Source organism: Streptomyces sp. NPDC051776, from assembly GCF_040681345.1.
Classification (GTDB): domain Bacteria; phylum Actinomycetota; class Actinomycetes; order Streptomycetales; family Streptomycetaceae; genus Streptomyces.
The window spans coordinates 42,155-58,527 of record NZ_JBFAYQ010000029.1 but is presented as its reverse complement, the minus strand read 5'-3'; the positions used below and the strand labels follow the sequence as shown (position 1 = coordinate 58,527).

The following is a 16,373-nucleotide window of genomic DNA, read 5'->3' as shown; positions in this document are numbered from 1 at the left end:
GCGAGGAGCGCGCCATGACGACGCTCGCTGACGACCGCCGGGCGCAGGGCTCCCCCTGCACGGCCGTCCGGAGACGTGTCACCGTACGAGGTGTGGTCCAGGGAGTCGGTTTCCGTCCCTTCGTCCACACGCTGGCCACCGGTCTGGGCCTGTCCGGCCATGTGGTCAACAGCGCCGCAGGCGTCGTCGCCGAGGTCGAGGGAGACCCGGCGTCGGTGGAGGCGTTCTGTCTCCGCGTCGGCACCGAGGCGCCGCCGCTGGCCGTCGTCTCGTCCGTCACGCACGAGGCGATGCGGCCCGAGGGCCCGTACGCGCCGGGTGGAGGGCACGCTCCCGGAGGCGGGGGGCGGAGCTTCACCATCCGGCCCTCCGAACACGGAGAGGGCCGGACCCTGTTGCCACCCGACACCGCGACGTGCGAGGACTGCCTGCGGGAGCTGGCCGACCCGGGCGACCGCAGGTACCGGCACCCCTTCATCACGTGCACCCACTGCGGCCCGCGACTGACCATCGCGACCGCGCTGCCGTACGACCGGGTGACCACGACCATGGCGGCCTTTCCCATGTGCCCGGACTGCGCGCGGGAGTACGGCGATCCGGCCGACCGCCGCTTCCACGCCCAGCCCGTCGCCTGCCTCTCCTGCGGCCCACGGCTCCGCCTCACCGGGGCCCCCGGCACCGAACTGCCTCTCCGCGAAGGCGAGTCGGCGCTCACCGAGGCGCGGATGATGCTGTCCCAGGGAGCGATCCTGGCCGTCAAGGGCATCGGTGGCTATCACCTCGCCTGCGACGCCACCGACTCCCGCGCCGTCGCCACCCTGCGCGAGCGAAAAGCGCGGGGTGCCAAGCCGTTCGCGGTGATGGCCGCCGACGCCGGGACCGCGGCGCGCCTGGCGTGCGTCGGCCCTGCCGAGCACGCGATCCTCACCGGGCGGCGGCGCCCGATCGTCCTCCTGCGCCGTCACGCCGACGAGAGCGGGGTTCCGCTGGCCCCCGAGGTGTGCCCCGGCAGCCCCGACGTCGGTGTGATGCTGCCGTACACCCCGCTCCACCACCTGCTGTTCGGGCTGTCCGGTGACGCACCGGGCCCCCGCGCCCTGGTGATGACCAGTGGCAACCGATCGGGCGAGCCCATCGTCACCGGTGACGAGGAGGCCCTCGACCGGCTCGAAGGGCTGGCCGACGCCTGGCTCTGGCACGACCGGGCGATCGAGGTGCCCTGCGACGACTCCGTGGTGCGCGTGCGCCCGGACGGCAGCGAGGTCGTGCTTCGCCGTTCCCGCGGATACGCCCCGGCGCCACTCCCCCTTCCCTTCCCGGTCCCTCCGGTGATGGCCGTCGGCGGAGACCTGAAGAACACACTCTGCCTCGCCGAGGACGACCGGGCCTGGTTCTCCGCCCACATCGGGGACATGGGCGACCTGGCCGGGCTTCGGGCGTTCGAGGGCGCGGCACACCGGTTGCAGACCCTGACCGGGGTCATCCCGGCGCTCCTCGCCTCCGACCGGCACCCCGGCTACCACTCCGTACGCTGGGCCCGCCGCCACCGGGACGGACGGCCGCTGCATCTGGTGCAGCATCACCACGCCCATGTCGCCTCGGCGATGGCGGAGCACGGTCTGGACGGCACCAGCCCGGTCCTCGGCTTCGCCTTCGACGGCACCGGCTACGGCGACGACACCGCCATCTGGGGCGGCGAGGTTCTGCTGGCCGACTATGCGGGCTTCCGGAGGTTCGCGCACCTGGCCTACGTCCCGCTGCCGGGCGGCGACGCCGGGGTGGGCAACCCGTGCCGGATGGCGCTCTCCCGCCTGCGCGCCGCGAGGATCCCGTGGGACGACAACCTGCCGTGCGTGGCGGCGTGCACCCCCGAGGAACGGCATCTGCTGGCTCGTCAGCTCGTACGCGGTACGGCGTGTGTGCCCACCTCCAGCATGGGACGGCTCTTCGACGCCGTCTCGTCGCTCGCCGGCGTGTGCCACCGGGCGGTCTATGAGGCGCAGGCCGCCATCGAGCTGGAAGCGGCGGCGGCCCGCGCGTGGCACGACTGCCGCGACGCGTACGCCTTCGGCCTGCGCCGCGGGGAGAACGCGGCACTGCTGGACGCGGAGCCGGTGCTGCGGTCGGTCGTCCACGACCTGCGCGCCGGCACCGGACCCGAGGTGATCGCCGCACGCTTCCACCGGGCGGTGGCGGACGCGGTGGCGTCCCTGGCCCGCCTTGCGCGCCGGGAGACGGGGGCGAGCACGGTGGCGCTGACCGGCGGTGTGTTCGCGAACGCACTGCTGGACGAGGCCTGTTCGGAACGGCTGGAAGCAGCCGGCTTCACCGTCCTGCGTCACCTGGAAGTCCCGTGCGGCGACGGCGGGCTGGCGCTCGGTCAGCTCATGGTGGCGGCCCGGCTCGGCAGCCCGTAGTCCCACCCGTCCCGTGCCTGCGGCATCGTACCGACGCGCCGCGCTTGTCCCTCTATGCCCTGACAACGACGAAGGGAGAACACCATGTGCCTGGCAGTGCCCGGCAAGGTGGTCGCCACCGAGGATCGTGACGGCACGCGCATGGCGCAGGTCGACTTCGGCGGCGTGGTGAAGGAGGTGTGCCTCGCCTACGTGCCGGAGGCCGAGGTGGGCGAGTACGTGATCGTCCACGTGGGCTTCGCGCTCCAGCGGCTCGACGAGGAGTCGGCCCGGCAGTCGCTGGAGCTGTTCGAGCAACTCGGCCTTCTGGAGGAGGAGTTCGGCGACGCATGGGGACGCGCGGCGGAGGAGGCCGGGGCGGAGCGCCCGGACACCCCCGGTCAGGGCTCTGCGGATCCGACGACGGCGGCGGCCGCACCGGCCGCCGCGACTGCGGCGACGGCAGCGACTGCGGCGGCACAGGAGGGCACCCGATGAAGTACATCGACGAGTTCAACGAACCGGCTCTGGCACGGCGGTTGCTGGACGACATCCACGCCACGGTCACCCAGCCCTGGGCGCTCATGGAAGTCTGCGGCGGCCAGACCCACTCCATCATCCGTCACGGCATCGACCAACTGCTGCCCGAGAAGGTCGAGTTGATCCACGGCCCGGGCTGCCCGGTGTGCGTGACCCCCCTGGACATGATCGACAAGGCGCTTGAGATCGCCTCGCGCCCGAACGTCATCTTCTGTTCCTTCGGCGACATGCTGCGGGTGCCGGGCACCGACCGGGATCTGTTCCGTGTCAAGGGCGCGGGCGGGGACGTACGGGTGGTGTACTCACCGCTGGACGCTCTCACCATCGCGCAGCGCAACCCGGACCGCGAGGTGGTCTTCTTCGGCATCGGCTTCGAGACCACCGCGCCCGCCAACGCCATGACGGTGCATCAGGCGCGACGTCTCGGCATCCGCAACTTCAGCCTCCTCGTCTCGCACGTGCGCGTGCCCCCCGCCATCGAGGCGATCATGCGGTCCCCGTCCTGCCGTGTACAGGCGTTCCTAGCCGCGGGCCATGTGTGCAGCGTGATGGGCACGGCCGAGTACCCGGAGCTGGCCGAACGGCACCAGGTGCCCATCGTCGTCACCGGATTCGAGCCGCTGGACATCCTGGAAGGCGTGCGCCGTACGGTCCACCAACTCGAGCGCGGCGAGCACCGGGTGGACAACGCCTACGGGCGCGCCGTCCGCGATGACGGCAACCCGGCGGCCCTGCGCATGCTCGAGGAGGTCTTCGAGGTCACGGACCGGTCCTGGCGCGGCATCGGCACCATCCCGGACAGCGGCTGGCGGCTGTCCGCGGCGTTCCGCGAGTACGACGCCGAACACCGCTTCCAGGTCGACGGCGTACGCACCTGCGAGTCCGCTGCGTGCCGCAGCGGTGAGGTGCTCCAGGGCCTGCTCAAGCCGAACCAGTGCGAGGCGTTCGGCACGGTCTGCACCCCCCGGAATCCGCTGGGCGCCACCATGGTCTCCAGCGAAGGGGCGTGCGCCGCCTACTACTTGTACCGGCGCCTGGAGCACGGGCCCGCGTCGCCGAAGGAGGCGAGCCCCGTTGGGTGAGACGGCTGCGACGACGGGCCGGGCGACCGATGTGCCCGCCCAGGTCAACCCCGCCGAGTGGTCGTGCCCGCTCCCCCTGCGCGACCACCCGGTGGTTGTCATGGGCCACGGCGGCGGGGGTGCGCTCTCCGCCGAGCTGGTGGAGCACCTGTTCACGCCCGCGTACGGCAATGCCACCCTTGCGGGTCTCTCCGACTCGGCGGCTCTGTCCCTCGGCGGGGCGCGGCTGGCGTTCTCCACCGACTCCTACGTGGTGCGGCCGCTGTTCTTCCCCGGCGGCAGCATCGGCGACCTGGCCGTCAACGGCACGGTGAACGATCTGGCGATGAGCGGCGCCCGGCCCGCGTACCTCTCCTGCGCCTTCATCCTGGAGGAGGGCATCGAGCTGTCCACCGTGGGCAGGGTGGCCGAGGCGGTGGGGGCCGCCGCGCTGGCCGCCGGGGTCACCGTCGCCACGGGCGACACCAAGGTCGTCGACGCCGGGCACGGCGACGGCATCTTCCTCAACACCTCCGGCATCGGGCTGATCCCGGAGGGCGTCGACATCCGGCCGCAGCGCGCCGTACCGGGCGACGTGATCATCGTCAGCGGGCCCATCGGGCTGCACGGCGTGGCCATCATGAGCGTCCGGGAGGGGCTGGAGTTCGGGGTGGAGGTCACCAGCGACACGGCACCGCTTGCAGGACTCGTCGAGGCGATGCTCGCGGTCACGCCTGACCTGCACGTGCTGCGCGACCCCACGCGCGGGGGCCTGGCCACCTCGCTCAACGAGATCGCCGCGGCCTCCGGCACCGGCGTCGTACTCACCGAGCGCACCCTGCCCGTACCGGACGCCGTCACCAACGCCTGCGGCTTCCTCGGTCTCGATCCGCTGTACGTGGCCAACGAGGGGAGGCTCGTGGCCTTCGTGCCCCGCGACCGGGCGGACGCGGTCGTCGAAGCGATGCGAGCCCACCCCCAGGGCACGGGCGCGGCGGTGATCGGCGAGTGCGTGGAGGAGCATCCGGGGATGGTGGTGGCCCGTACGGGGCTGGGCGGTACGCGGGTGGTGGACCTGCCGCTGGGCGAGCAACTGCCGCGTATCTGCTGACACATCACGGCAGGACGCATGTCGTCCTGTCACGGAGATGAGCCTGCGCCGCAGGAGGGTGCGCCTTCACGGCGGGGTCCGCGTTCAGGGCGCGCCTTCACGGCGGGGGCGTGCGCCCATACGGCGGGGTGACCGCGCGGCCGGTCCCGCGGCGAACGCGCCGCGGGACCGGCCACTGCCGTCTCAGGAAGGGACGGCTACCCGGCCCGTCAGCCGCAGCCGGACCTGGACCTCCTGATCCCCGGGTACGACGTGCCCCTCCTCTTCGGTGCGGAAGGAACGGGCGAGGGCTTCTTCGAGCCGGCGTACGGGACGGTGGCAGCCGAAGAGGTCGGCGGTCACCTCGCCGGCGAGGGCCTCGGGCTCCGCCGCACCCGATGTCCGTACGTCGAAAGTCTTGATCCACACCATCGGGTTGTCGAGCCGCGGATGCCGCTCGCAGTGCGCTCCGGTCTCCAGGTCGACGGCTGCGGGGAAGGCGGCGAGCAGGGCGTCGAAGACGGAGTCCGCGTCCCGCGGTGAGCAGTCGGTGAGGTGGACGCTGACGTGGTCCGAATGCTGCAGGGTGGTCATCGCGGGTCCTCCAGGTGCGCGTGCGGGTTCATGGGGCCGACGCGAGGGGACAGAAGACCGGCGGGCCCGGGCGGCCGGGCGGGGGCATCGAGGGGAACGATCCGGTACTCGGTCATGAGTCCCGCCTCCGATCGGATTCTCCTTCTCGATCGTCCGCCCGCCCCGGGAGGGCTGTCAACGCGTCCTCGTACCGCAAGATCGTCGCCGGGACCGCACGCGAACGGCAAGGAACCGGGTACGCGGGCTCTCCCCCGCGCACATCAGCGCACGCCCGCGGTGATCTCCCGGTACACGGAGGCGGCTCGGCCTCCGAACGCTGCATCTCTTCCGCACCGAGCTGACCGAGGCGGGTCCGCACCTCAAGTCGAAGGCGACGCCCCGGTCCTTTGGACCCGGCGGCCGGGCGGGTGTGTACGAACGATCCAGCGGGGCACCGATGACAGCCCGCCCCCGCGAGAACAGCTGAAATCCGTATCCCTATGCGGATTTGGGGCCGTCGGGTGGGCCGTCCCGCCGGTGTCGACTGACAGTCCACCTCGAATTCGCTCCTGGGCCGCCTCATTTCGGCCCAACTCCTCTACTCTGCTGCCACTTTCACCACCCCCCATGTCGAAGGTGGCATCGCATGAGCAGGATTCGCTCTGCAGGTTCGGCCGCGGCTCTGCTGTCCGCCGGGGCACTTCTCGCCGGAGCCGCGACGGCCGGAGCAGCGCCGGCCGGGGCCGGGGACTCCGGGAGCCTTTCGTACTCCGGCTCGACATCGGTCGGCGTCCACAACGCCTACGAGAAGGACACGTTCCGGTACTTCGCCGACGCCCTGGATTCCGGGGCGGGGCTGCTCGAAATCGACGTCTGGACGAACGCCCTGAGCAAGAAGTGGCGGGTCTCGCACAGCAACCCGGTGGGCAACGACAACAATTGCGAGAACGCCGGTTCCGCGGCCGAACTGCGCACCAAGGCACGCAATCAGAGCCTGGGCGGCTGTCTTTCCGATATGCGGGCCTGGCACGATGCCAACCCCGGCCACCGCCCCATCCTGGTCAAGGTCGAGATGAAGGACGGCTTCAACAACAAGGGCGGCCTCGGTCCCGATGAATTCGACGCCCTCGTCCGATCCGAGCTGGGCGACGCGGTGTTCGGCCCGGCCGACCTCATGGGCGGTCACTCCAGCCTCGATACGGCGGTGCAGGTGGGCGGCTGGCCCGAGCGGTCCGCGCTGGCGGGCAAGTTCCTCTTCGAACTCATCCCGGGCACGGTCGAGCAGAGCAATCCCTTCGACTCGTACTGGACCGACCGCGAGTACGCGGAGCATCTGCGCTCTCTGTCCGCCTCCGGAGGCCTCGGCTCCGCGACCGCCTTCCCCGCCGTGACCGGCGCCGCACCCGGTGACCCGCGGACCCGCTACGCGGACGCCTCGATCCGGCCCTGGTTCGTGGTCTTCGACGGCGACGCATCGACGTACGTCACGGATGCGGGCATCGACACCGCCTGGTACGACCGGCGCCACTACCTGGTCATCATGACCTCGGCCCATGCGGTGGCCCCGGAGATCGACTCGGTGAACCCCCCGGAGGCGGACGCCCGCGCCCGTGTCGCGGCCCTCGCCGCCGAGCACGGCTCCATCGTCACCAGCGACTGGTCCCCGCTGCCCGGCGTGCTGTCGACCGTCCTGCCGCGCGGCTAGGCCGTGCGTCACCGGTCGGGCGATGCCGTCTGTCGCTGATCGTCGCACTCCCGGACACTGGTCGAACACCCCTCCAACTACCGTTGGAAGGGCCCAGGCCCCAGGGGGCGGCGAGAGGGAGGCACGGCATGCGGGTGTCGGTCGACCGGTGGCACGGCGTTCTCACCTCACCGTGGCAGCGAGGTGCGGTGGCGGTGGCCGCGGGCGCGTTGCCCGCACTGGCCTTCCCCGAACCCTCCCTGTGGTGGTTGGCGTACGCATCCCTGGTGCCGTGGCTGCTGCTCGTCCGCACCGCGAAGACCTGGCGCCGCGCGGCGTACGACGGATGGCTGGGCGGCACCGGTTTCATGATCGCGGTGCATCACTGGCTGATGCCCAATCTGCACGTCTTCACCCTGGTGATCGGTCTGCTGCTGGGCCTGCTCTGGGCGCCGTGGGGCGTGCTGGTCGGACGGCTGCTGGGCGGCGCTCCGAGCCCGCGGCGTACGGCTTCCGCTCTGGTGCTGGTGCCCGCGGGCTGGGTCGCGGTGGAGATGATCAGGTCCTGGGAGGCCCTGGGCGGTCCGTGGGGCCTGCTCGGCGCCAGCCAGTGGCAGGTCACGCCCGCCCTGCGGCTGGCCTCGCTCGGCGGCGTCTGGCTGGTGACCTTCCTGATCGTGCTGCTCAACACGGCGATCGCGGTACTCCTTGCGCTGCCCGCCGCCCGTACGGCCGCGGTGGCCGGGGGGCTGACGGTGGCGGTGGCGGGAAGCGCGGCATGGGCGTGGGCGCCGGAGCCGGACCGTACGGGCAGCGTGCGCATAGCCGTGGTCCAGCCCGGTGTCATCCAGGGCGGGCCGGACGGCAGGGAGCGGCGGTTCGACCGCGAGGAGGAGCTGACCCGGCAACTGGCCGGGAAGGACGTGGACCTGGTCGTCTGGGGCGAGAGCAGCGTGAGTGCGGATCTGGGCAGCCGACCCGACCTACGGGACCGGCTCGCCGCCCTCTCGCGCGAGGTGAACGCGGAACTGCTGGTGAATGTCGATGCGCGGCGCTCGAACCGGCCCGGCATTTTCAAGAGCTCGGTGCTCGTGGGCCCGGATGGGCCGACGGGGGCGCGCTACGACAAGATGCGCCTGGTGCCGTTCGGCGAGTACATCCCGTTCCGTTCGGTACTGGGCTGGGCGACCTCGGTCGGCGACGCGGCTGCCGAGGACCGCAGACGAGGCACGGCACCGGTGGTGATGCGGATCCCGGGCGCGGGCGGACTGCGTGTCGGCCCGCTCGTCTGCTTCGAGACGGCCTTTCCCGACATGAGCCGCCGCCTCGTACAGGACGGCGCCGACGTGCTCGTCGCCCAGTCGGCCACCAGCACCTTCCAGCAGAGCTGGGCCCCCGAACAGCACGCGTCTCTCGGGGCACTGCGGGCGGCGGAGAGCTGGCGGCCGGTGGTGCACGCGACCCTGACCGGCGTCAGCGCGGTGTACGGCCCGCACGGCGAGGCCGTCGGGGAACGTCTCGGCACGGACAGCAGCGCAACCATGGTCTACGAGGTGCCGCTGGCCACGGGCACCAGCCCGTATGTGACGGCCGGCGACTGGGTCCTCTACGCGTCACTGGTGGCGCTGGCGGCCTACGGCGTCGTGGAAGGAGCCCGCGCGGTCAGGCGCCGGCCTGTTCAAGGACCTCCCGAACCACCCGTTCGCACAGTTCATGGGTCCGCAGGGCGTCCTCGGCACTGAGCAGCCTCCCGGTCCGTACGGCGTCCAGGAAGGCGTGCACGACCTGCTCGATCCCGCGCTGCCGGGCGACGGGCACCCAGTCGCCCCGGCGGCGGACGGTCGGCTGGCCCTTGTGGTCGATCACTTCGGCGAGATTGACCACCTGGCGCTTGGTGTCCTGTCCCGAGACCTCGAGGATCTCCTCGGTGGAGCCGCTCATCCGGTTCATGGTGCCGATGGCCGTGAACCCGTGACCCGAGAGCTGGAGCACCACGTGGTGCAGGAGCCCGTCCCGTACCCGGGCTCGGACGTCGACATGCTCGACGGTGCCAGGCGCCAGGAAGCGGAGCGTGTCGACGACGTGGATGAAGTCGTCGAGCACGAGCGTGCGCGGGGCCTCGGCCAGTCCGACGCGATTCTTCTGCATGAGGATCAGGTCGCGCGGGTGCTCCAGGCACTGGGCGTAGCCGGGCGCGTAGCGGCGGTTGAAGCCCACGGCGAGGCTGACGCCGCGCTGTCCGGCGAGCCGCACCAGCCGCTCGGACTCGGCGTACTCGTAGGCGAGCGGCTTGTCGACGTACGTCGGGACGCCCGCCTCCAGGAGCCGGGAGACGATCTCGGCGTGCGCCTCGGTGGCCGCGTGCACGAAAGCGGCGTCCGGCCCGGCGTCGATGAACGAGTCAAGCTCCGCGTGGCGCCGCTCCTCGGGGATGCGGTGGGCGGCGCCGAGGCGTTCGAGGGTCGCCCGGCTACGGGTCTGGAGGTGCAGGTCCAGCCCGGGCCGGGTGCTGAGGACCGGTAGATAGGCCTTCTCGGCGATGTCCCCGAGCCCGATGCAGCCGACCTTCACGGTTCGTCTCCTCACTGCCGGGTGATGCGCGGGTGCTCCGCCTCCCCTGTTCCGGCAGCATACGTGTGCGACGGCGGCCGCCAGTCGGCGATTCCCTCGAAGCTGCGCAGCGCGAAGTGGGGCCCGAACCGGCTGAGGGCACCGATGAGGGCGGAGCGCAGGGCGACGGCGGGACGGGAGGAGAGAGCCACGGCACGGCGGATCCGCGCGGAGCGGTGAACGACGTCCATGGTGCGGGGCAGCCGCTCAGCGGAGTAGGCGGCGAGGGCGGGACCGGGGTCGGGGGCGAGGGACGGTGCGGGGTGGGGTTCGGCTGTGTGTGCTGGGCGGTCGGCGGATCCCGTGGGCTCGGGACCGCCGACGTGTGCGGCGAGGACAACCGCGTCCTCGATGGCCTGGCAGCCGCCCTGGCCCAGCATGGGCGCCATCGCATGCGCGGCGTCACCCAGCAGGGCGACCCGTCCGCGGTGGAAGGCCGGCAACGGCACGGAGGACTCGTACAGGTCGTGGCGTAGGAAGGGGCCGCTGCCGGCCGCTCCGGCGGTGGCGAGCACGGCCGGGACGGGCTGGTGCCACGATCCGAACCGGCGCAGCAGCTCCGCCCGTTCGCCGTCCGGTGCCTTCCCGCCCTCCGGGACGACCGCGGCCGCGTAGGCGTAGATCCTGCCGTCGTGGAGGGGCTGGGTGCCCCAGAGTGCACCGCGCCCCCACGTCTCGTGCGGGGCGAACGGCTCGTCGAGCGCGGGGACGACGATGCGCCAGGCGGTGAGTCCGCTGTAGCGGGGGCCGGGGTGGGTGGGGAAGAGCGTGCGCCGTACGGTCGAGTGGATGCCGTCCGCGCCGACGACGAGGTCGGCCTCGATCTCCTCCCCGTCGCCTGCCGTGACGCGGGCGGGGCGGCGGGGGCCGCCGGCGTCGGCGAGTGCGGCCGGGGCCGCTGTGCGCACGGCTCCGGCGTTCAGCCGGGAAGCGAGCAGATCGATGAGGGTCGGGCGGTGCACCAGGACCATGGGGCCGCCGAAACGCCGCGCGAAGGCATCGCTGGTGGTGCGCGAGAGCCAGCGCCCGTCGGGGTGGCGCATCCCGCCCTCGTGCTGCCACATCGAAAGGGCGCGGACGTCGTCGCCGACGCCGAGCGTGTCGAGGGCCCGAAGTGCGTTGGGGGCGAGGCCGATTCCCGCTCCGACCTCCCCCAGCACAGGGGAACGCTCCAGGACGGTGACGGACCACCCGTGACGGTGTAGGGCCGCCGCGGCGGCGAGCCCGCCGATCCCGGCTCCTACGACGACGGCGCGGGGCGCGTTCATGGTTCCTCCGGAGGTCGCAGCTCACTACACCTGTAGTTGAACGCTACTACATGTGTAGTAGAGCGCGATAGGTTGGCCCCATGACCTCCGGCGCCATCCGCTTCCCCGACCGCCTCGCCCTCATCGCGGACACCGCGATCGACCTCCTCGCGGAGCGCGGCCTGCGGGGCCTCACCCACCGGGCCGTCGACGAGGCCGCGAGGCTGCCCCCGGGGTCCACGTCGAACCACGCCAGAACGCGCGCCGCCCTGCTGGAGGCGACGGTCAGGCGGCTGGCCGTACGGGACGTGCAGACGTTCCGGCTCGAGGCCGTACAGGTGACCTCCGGCGGTCCCGACGTGATGCCGGAAGCGCTCGCGCTGATCATTCACCGATACCTGACGGACTCCCGGCATCTGCTGATCGCGCGGTACGAGCTGGCTCTCGAGGCAACCCGGCGCAGGGAGTTGAGGGAGATCTACGACGCGGCTGGACAGGAGTTCCGGGAGATCCTGGTGGCCCTGACAGCACGGATGGGGTCCCGGGAGCCGGAGCGCCACGCCCTGTCCTTGTTCGCCTGGGCGGAGGGTGTGATGTTCTCGTGCGCCGCGGGCGCCCATCACGCGCGGACGCCGACGCGGGAAGAGTTGCGGAAGAGCGTCGGAGAGCTGCTGCGCGGCATGCTGCCGGCGGGCGGCGCCTAACACCACCGCCGGCGAACGCGCCATGCTGGAGGGCTGGCTGGAGTCCCACCGCGCCACGATGGCCGCCAAATGCACGGGCCTCGACGACACTCGGCTCCGCGAGGCGACCGTACCGCCGTCCTCGCTGTCCCTGATGGGACTCGTACGGCACATGGCGGAGGTCGAGCGGCACTGGTTCCGCCGCTGTCTCGCCGGGGAGGACGCGCCGCCCCTCTACTACACGGACGAGGACCCCGACGGGGAGTTCCGTCTCTCCGAGGAGGACACCTGGAAGGACGCCTGCGCCGCGTGGCAGGGCGAGATCGAGCGCGCCCGGGTGACCGCCGCCGGCCGTTCCCTGGAGGACTTCGCCGCCTCCAAACACCGCGACGGCTCCAGCATCAACCTCCGCTGGATCTACACGCACATGATCGAGGAGTACGCACGCCACAACGGGCACGCCGATCTCGTCAGGGAACGCGTCGACGGCTCCACGGGCGTGTGAGCGGGCCCCCACGGTCACCCGTGCGGGGTGCCTTTCCGTCGAACGGACGCCCCGCCGTCCACCGCACCAGCAGAGTTGCGCGGGTGCACCGACTCGTCTCAGCAGCGCTGCTTCTCGCAAGCCCGGCCTTCGCGGGCTGCGTCAGCGTCTCCGCCCCGCCGCCCGCGTCGGAGCCGTCGTCGACGCCACGTCCGGCGCCCGGAACGGCCCGGTCGCAGATCGCGGAACCGTCCGCGCACGAAGGGCCGGAGACCACGCCCTCCGGCCGGGCCCGCTCCTCGCCCGCGTCCCATCCGCGGGCCGCGGCCGCCCGCACCTCTGCCCACCCCGCCGCCCCGTCGGCACGCGCGCCGCGCGGACGGACGGTGTCGCGGTCGGGCACGTCCGTATGGCCCACGCCGCAGCCGTCCCGGGTAACGGTGCCCGGCCCGAGGCCGGTGGTGACCCCCGGCGTATGCGACCTCGGCGAGACCTACGGGGAGTGGGCTCCGGGCAGCACGCAGTCCCGCATCTGCCGCGATGTCTACGGCCCCTGATGGCCCCCCCGAGCGGGGCACGGACCGGGTGGCAGGGGCCTGGAGGCGCCCGGCCCCCCTGACGGCCGGCCGGGGCACGGGGTGAGCAGGGGCACGGGGTGAGCAGGGGCACGGGGTGGACGGTGCATTGGGTGTCGGGGGCACGGGATGGACGGGGGCCTGCTCGGCAGCGCGCACCGACGGACGCGACGGCAGCTCCCCCGTCGGACGCGGTGTCAGATGTGACGTCAGTCAGGCCGCCGGGCCCTCCAGCCGCAGCTCGAGGCGGGCAATGGCGGCACGGACGCCATCGCCGTACTCGTCGTCACCGAGCACCCCGGCTCGCTCCCGCGCCCGGTCCAGCTCACGCCGCGCCGCCGCGTGACGGCCCAGCTTCACATAGTCCGCGGCCAGGTTGAGGTGGAGCGAGGGGTAGAGGGCACGCAGCGCGAGGGTCCGGCGCTGCCCCGCGGCGCCGTGCCCCGTGGGGCGGTTGTCGGTCAGCGCTTCGGTGAGGCTGTCGGCCGCGCGCAGGGCCAGGACGTCCCAGGCCAGCTCGTCGGCCGGGTCGTCCTGGGTGTCGGCCATGTAGTGCGCGAGCGTGCAGCGGTGGAGCGGGTCTCCGTCCTCGCCGATCTCCTCCCAGAGTGCGGCGAATCGGTTGCGGGCCTCGTCCCGGTCGCCGCCCGTGTGGAGCATGACGACCTGCCCGATTCTCGTCATCAAGGCGTCCGGCGACGCCTCTCCCCGCTGCTCCTCCGCCACGTGACCTCCCGCGCTCGTCGCTGCGAGGTGACCCTTCCCTGCCGGAGGCGGACGCTAGCCCAGGTCGGGAATCCGCCAGTCGACCGGCGCATGACCCTGTGCCGCGATGGCCGCGTCGATCCGGCTGAACGGGCGGCTGCCGAGGAACTTCCTGGCGGAGAGCGGCGACGGGTGGGCGCCCTCGACCACCGCATGGCGTGCGGTGTCGATGAGCGGGAGCTTCTTCTTCGCGTAGTTTCCCCAGAGGACGAAGACGGCGGGGTCGGGCCGGGAGTCCACCGCCCGGATGACCGCGTCCGTGAACGTCTCCCAGCCCTTGCCCTTGTGCGAGTTGGCCTCTCCCCCGCGGACGGTGAGCACGGCGTTGAGCAGCAGCACCCCCTGCTCCGCCCACGGCATCAGACAGCCGTTGTCGGGCACGGGGTGCCCCAGGTCGCCGAGCAGTTCCTTGTAGATGTTCCGGAGGGAGGGCGGGGTCCGCACGCCCGGCCGGACGGAGAAGCAGAGGCCGTGGCCCTGGCCCTCCCCGTGGTACGGGTCCTGTCCGAGGATCAGCACCTTCACGCGATCGAACGGGGTCGCCTCCAGCGCCGCGAACACCTCGGCCCGCGGTGGGTACACCGGACCATTGGCCCGCTCCTTCTCGACGAACTCGATGAGCTCCCTGAAATAGGGCTTCTCCAGCTCCTCGCCGAGGACGCCGCGCCAGGACTCGGGCAGCATGTCGGTCACGTCAACAACCTCCGGTGTGCGGTGTGTTCTGCACGGCAGAACCTACCGGCGTCCACTGACAGTCCACTCGCACGGACGCGGTGGACGGCCACACCGGCCGTCCACCGCCGAACGGGTTCCACCCGCACCGGAATTCCGGCGCCGTCGACCCCGTTCCCGGTGCGCCGGTCCGCCCCCGTCACGGACCGGCTCTCCCTCAGCCGACGCCGGCGTTGAGGAAGATCCCACCGTCGACCTGGAGGGTCTGGCCGGTGATCCAGGCCGCGCGGTCCGAGAGGAGGAACTCGGCCGCTCCTCCCACGTCCTTGGGCGCGCCGAGCCGCTGCAGCGGGTAGGAGGCTGCCGCCTCCGCCTCGCGCCCCTCGTACAGCGCCTGTGCGAACTTGGTCTTCACCACCGCCGGGGCGATGGCGTTGACCCGTACGGACGGAGCCAGCTCCTGGGCGAGCTGGAGGGTGAGGTTGATCATCGCGGCCTTGCTCATGCCGTAGGCGCCGACGAACGGCGATGCGGAAAGCCCGGCGATGGACGCGATGTTGACGATCGCGCCGCCGTTGTCCCTCTGCCACGCCTTCCACGTCTGCTGGGCGAAGCCGAGGGCCGAGATGACGTTGGTCTCGAAGACCTTGCGGACCACCGCGAGGTCAAGGTCGGCGATCGGTCCGAAGACCGGGTTGGTTCCGGCGTTGTTGACGAGGTAGTCGACGCGTCCGAATGCGTCCATCGTCTGCTCGACGGCCGCGGCCTGGTGGGTCTCGTCGTGGGCCCTTCCGGCGATCCCGATCACCCGGTCGGCGCCGAGCTGCTCCACCGCCTCCTTGAGCGTGTCCTCGTTGCGGCCGGTGATGGCCACGCGGTCGCCGCGGCCGACCAGCGCCTCGGCGATGCCGTATCCGATGCCGCGGCTGGCGCCCGTGACGAGCGCGACCTTGCCGCTGGCCGGGACTTTCTCCGTCATGTCCGTGTCCGTTCCGTTCAGTTGAGCGGGCCGCCGGCCACGTACATGACCTGGCCGGAGACAAAGCCCGCCGCGTCGCCCGCGAAGAACGCGATGGCGTTGGCGACGTCCTCGGGGCGCCCGACGCGCTGGACCGGGATCTGTGTGGCGGCCGCGGCCTGGAAGTCCTCGAAGCCCATGCCGACGCGCTCCGCCGTGGCAGCGGTCATGTCGGTGGCGATGAAGCCGGGGGCGACGGCGTTGGCGGTGATCCCGAACTTGCCCAGCTCCTTGGCGAGCGTCTTGGTGAAGCCCTGCAGACCGGCCTTCGCGGCCGAGTAGTTGACCTGGCCGCGGTTGCCCAGCGCCGAGCTGCTGGAGAGGTTGACGACCCGGCCGAACCCGGCGTCCACCATGTGCTTCTGACAGGCGCGCGTCATCAGGAACGCGCCCTTGAGATGCACTCCCATGACCGTGTCCCAGTCCGCCTCGCTCATCTTGAACAGGAGGTTGTCGCGCAGCACGCCCGCGTTGTTGACCAGGACCGTGGGCGCGCCGAGCTCGGAGGCCACGCGCGCGACCGCGGCCTCGACCTGTTCGGCGTCGGAGACGTCGCAACCGACGGCGATGGCCCTGCCACCGGCCGCCGTGATCTTCTCCACGGTGTCCTTGCAGGCCGCCTCGTCGAGATCGAGTACGGCGACGGCGCGGCCTTCCTCGGCCAGGCGCACGGCGGTCGCCGCGCCGATGCCTCGGGCTGCGCCCGTCACAATCGCAACGCGCTGCTCGGTGGTGGACATGCGGGAATCTCCTCGACTCGAATGAAGTGAGCAACCGCTTAGTAGGTCGGTGGACGAAACGCTAGAAGCCGCGGCACCCTGTGTCAACGGGCCCTGCCCACACCGATGCCCCATGTCAGTCGCATGTCACATGCGGCCGGTGACATACGGCCCGTCCCGCACAGCGCTGAGCGGAGGCCGCAGCTGAGCGGACGGTCGCAGCTGAGCGGACGGCCGTACTCAAACGGCGGGTACG

The 16,373-nt window shown here is 71.9% G+C and carries 15 protein-coding genes; 8 read left to right on the top strand and 7 right to left on the bottom strand.

The window, feature by feature from the left end; translation table 11 throughout:
- The first annotated feature begins 14 nt into the window (after positions 1 to 14).
- The 4 genes from hypF (at position 15) to hypE (ending at position 5,108) form a co-directional block, all read left to right on the top strand.
- Positions 15 to 2,417 (top strand): carbamoyltransferase HypF, encoded by a 2,403-nt coding sequence (hypF, locus tag AB0M26_RS21655; protein WP_365263445.1) that lies wholly within the window; start codon positions 15 to 17, stop codon positions 2,415 to 2,417.
- 84 nt (positions 2,418 to 2,501) lie between these two features.
- The gene (locus AB0M26_RS21650) at positions 2,502 to 2,894 is read left to right on the top strand and encodes a HypC/HybG/HupF family hydrogenase formation chaperone (RefSeq protein WP_365263444.1); all 393 of its coding nucleotides are present in this window, start codon (positions 2,502 to 2,504) and stop codon (positions 2,892 to 2,894) included.
- The gene (gene hypD / locus AB0M26_RS21645) at positions 2,891 to 4,018 is read left to right on the top strand and encodes a hydrogenase formation protein HypD (protein WP_365263443.1); all 1,128 of its coding nucleotides are present in this window, start codon (positions 2,891 to 2,893) and stop codon (positions 4,016 to 4,018) included. The genes AB0M26_RS21650 and hypD overlap by 4 nt, the downstream gene beginning before the upstream one ends.
- A 100-nt stretch (positions 4,019 to 4,118) precedes the next feature.
- Positions 4,119 to 5,108: a hydrogenase expression/formation protein HypE gene (hypE, locus tag AB0M26_RS21640; protein ID WP_365263476.1), complete on the top strand. Its 990-nt coding sequence runs from the start codon at positions 4,119 to 4,121 to the stop codon at positions 5,106 to 5,108.
- Positions 5,109 to 5,291: 183 nt separating this feature from the next.
- Here the strand turns inward: hypE and AB0M26_RS21635 are convergent, their stop codons facing one another.
- A complete protein-coding gene (locus AB0M26_RS21635) occupies positions 5,292 to 5,681 on the bottom strand; it encodes a hypothetical protein (protein ID WP_365263442.1) in 390 nt (129 codons plus the stop codon).
- Between the two features lie 625 nt (positions 5,682 to 6,306).
- On the opposite strand from AB0M26_RS21635, the gene AB0M26_RS21630 reads away from it, so the two are divergent.
- Both AB0M26_RS21630 and lnt read left to right on the top strand, forming a co-directional pair.
- The gene (locus tag AB0M26_RS21630; RefSeq protein ID WP_365263441.1) at positions 6,307 to 7,365 is read left to right on the top strand and encodes a phosphatidylinositol-specific phospholipase C domain-containing protein; all 1,059 of its coding nucleotides are present in this window, start codon (positions 6,307 to 6,309) and stop codon (positions 7,363 to 7,365) included.
- A gap of 128 nt (positions 7,366 to 7,493) precedes the next feature.
- Positions 7,494 to 9,086, top strand: a complete 1,593-nt coding sequence (gene lnt, locus AB0M26_RS21625) for an apolipoprotein N-acyltransferase (protein ID WP_365263440.1) — start codon at positions 7,494 to 7,496, stop codon at positions 9,084 to 9,086.
- Here the strand turns inward: lnt and AB0M26_RS21620 are convergent.
- Both AB0M26_RS21620 and AB0M26_RS21615 read right to left on the bottom strand, forming a co-directional pair.
- Positions 9,007 to 9,915 carry a Gfo/Idh/MocA family oxidoreductase gene (locus tag AB0M26_RS21620; protein WP_365263439.1) on the bottom strand — a complete coding sequence of 303 codons (909 nt, stop codon included), beginning with the start codon at positions 9,913 to 9,915 and terminating at the stop codon, positions 9,007 to 9,009. The genes lnt and AB0M26_RS21620 overlap by 80 nt on opposite strands.
- A gap of 11 nt (positions 9,916 to 9,926) precedes the next feature.
- Positions 9,927 to 11,222 (bottom strand): FAD-dependent monooxygenase, encoded by a 1,296-nt coding sequence (locus AB0M26_RS21615; RefSeq protein WP_365263438.1) that lies wholly within the window; start codon positions 11,220 to 11,222, stop codon positions 9,927 to 9,929.
- Between the two features lie 80 nt (positions 11,223 to 11,302).
- Here AB0M26_RS21615 and AB0M26_RS21610 point away from each other — a divergent pair, with 80 nt between their 5' ends.
- Together AB0M26_RS21610 and AB0M26_RS21605 are read left to right on the top strand one after the other, a co-directional pair.
- On the top strand, positions 11,303 to 11,905 hold the full coding sequence (locus tag AB0M26_RS21610; protein ID WP_365263437.1) for a TetR/AcrR family transcriptional regulator: 603 nt from the start codon (positions 11,303 to 11,305) through the stop codon (positions 11,903 to 11,905).
- Positions 11,906 to 11,927: 22 nt separating this feature from the next.
- Positions 11,928 to 12,389: a DinB family protein gene (locus AB0M26_RS21605; protein ID WP_365263436.1), complete on the top strand. Its 462-nt coding sequence runs from the start codon at positions 11,928 to 11,930 to the stop codon at positions 12,387 to 12,389.
- A 767-nt stretch (positions 12,390 to 13,156) separates the two neighbouring features.
- On the opposite strand, the gene AB0M26_RS21600 is transcribed toward AB0M26_RS21605, so the two are convergent.
- The 4 genes from AB0M26_RS21600 to fabG all read right to left on the bottom strand — a co-directional run bounded on the left by AB0M26_RS21600 (position 13,157) and on the right by fabG (position 16,138).
- A complete protein-coding gene (locus AB0M26_RS21600; RefSeq protein WP_365263435.1) occupies positions 13,157 to 13,669 on the bottom strand; it encodes a hypothetical protein in 513 nt (170 codons plus the stop codon).
- 54 nt (positions 13,670 to 13,723) lie between these two features.
- Positions 13,724 to 14,392 (bottom strand): uracil-DNA glycosylase, encoded by a 669-nt coding sequence (gene ung, locus AB0M26_RS21595; protein ID WP_365263475.1) that lies wholly within the window; start codon positions 14,390 to 14,392, stop codon positions 13,724 to 13,726.
- Positions 14,393 to 14,597: 205 nt separating this feature from the next.
- Positions 14,598 to 15,359 carry an SDR family oxidoreductase gene (locus AB0M26_RS21590; protein ID WP_365263434.1) on the bottom strand — a complete coding sequence of 254 codons (762 nt, stop codon included), beginning with the start codon at positions 15,357 to 15,359 and terminating at the stop codon, positions 14,598 to 14,600.
- Positions 15,360 to 15,376: 17 nt separating this feature from the next.
- Positions 15,377 to 16,138, bottom strand: coding sequence for a 3-oxoacyl-ACP reductase FabG (fabG, locus tag AB0M26_RS21585; protein WP_365263433.1), 762 nt, complete (start codon positions 16,136 to 16,138; stop codon positions 15,377 to 15,379).
- Positions 16,139 to 16,373 lie beyond the last annotated feature (235 nt).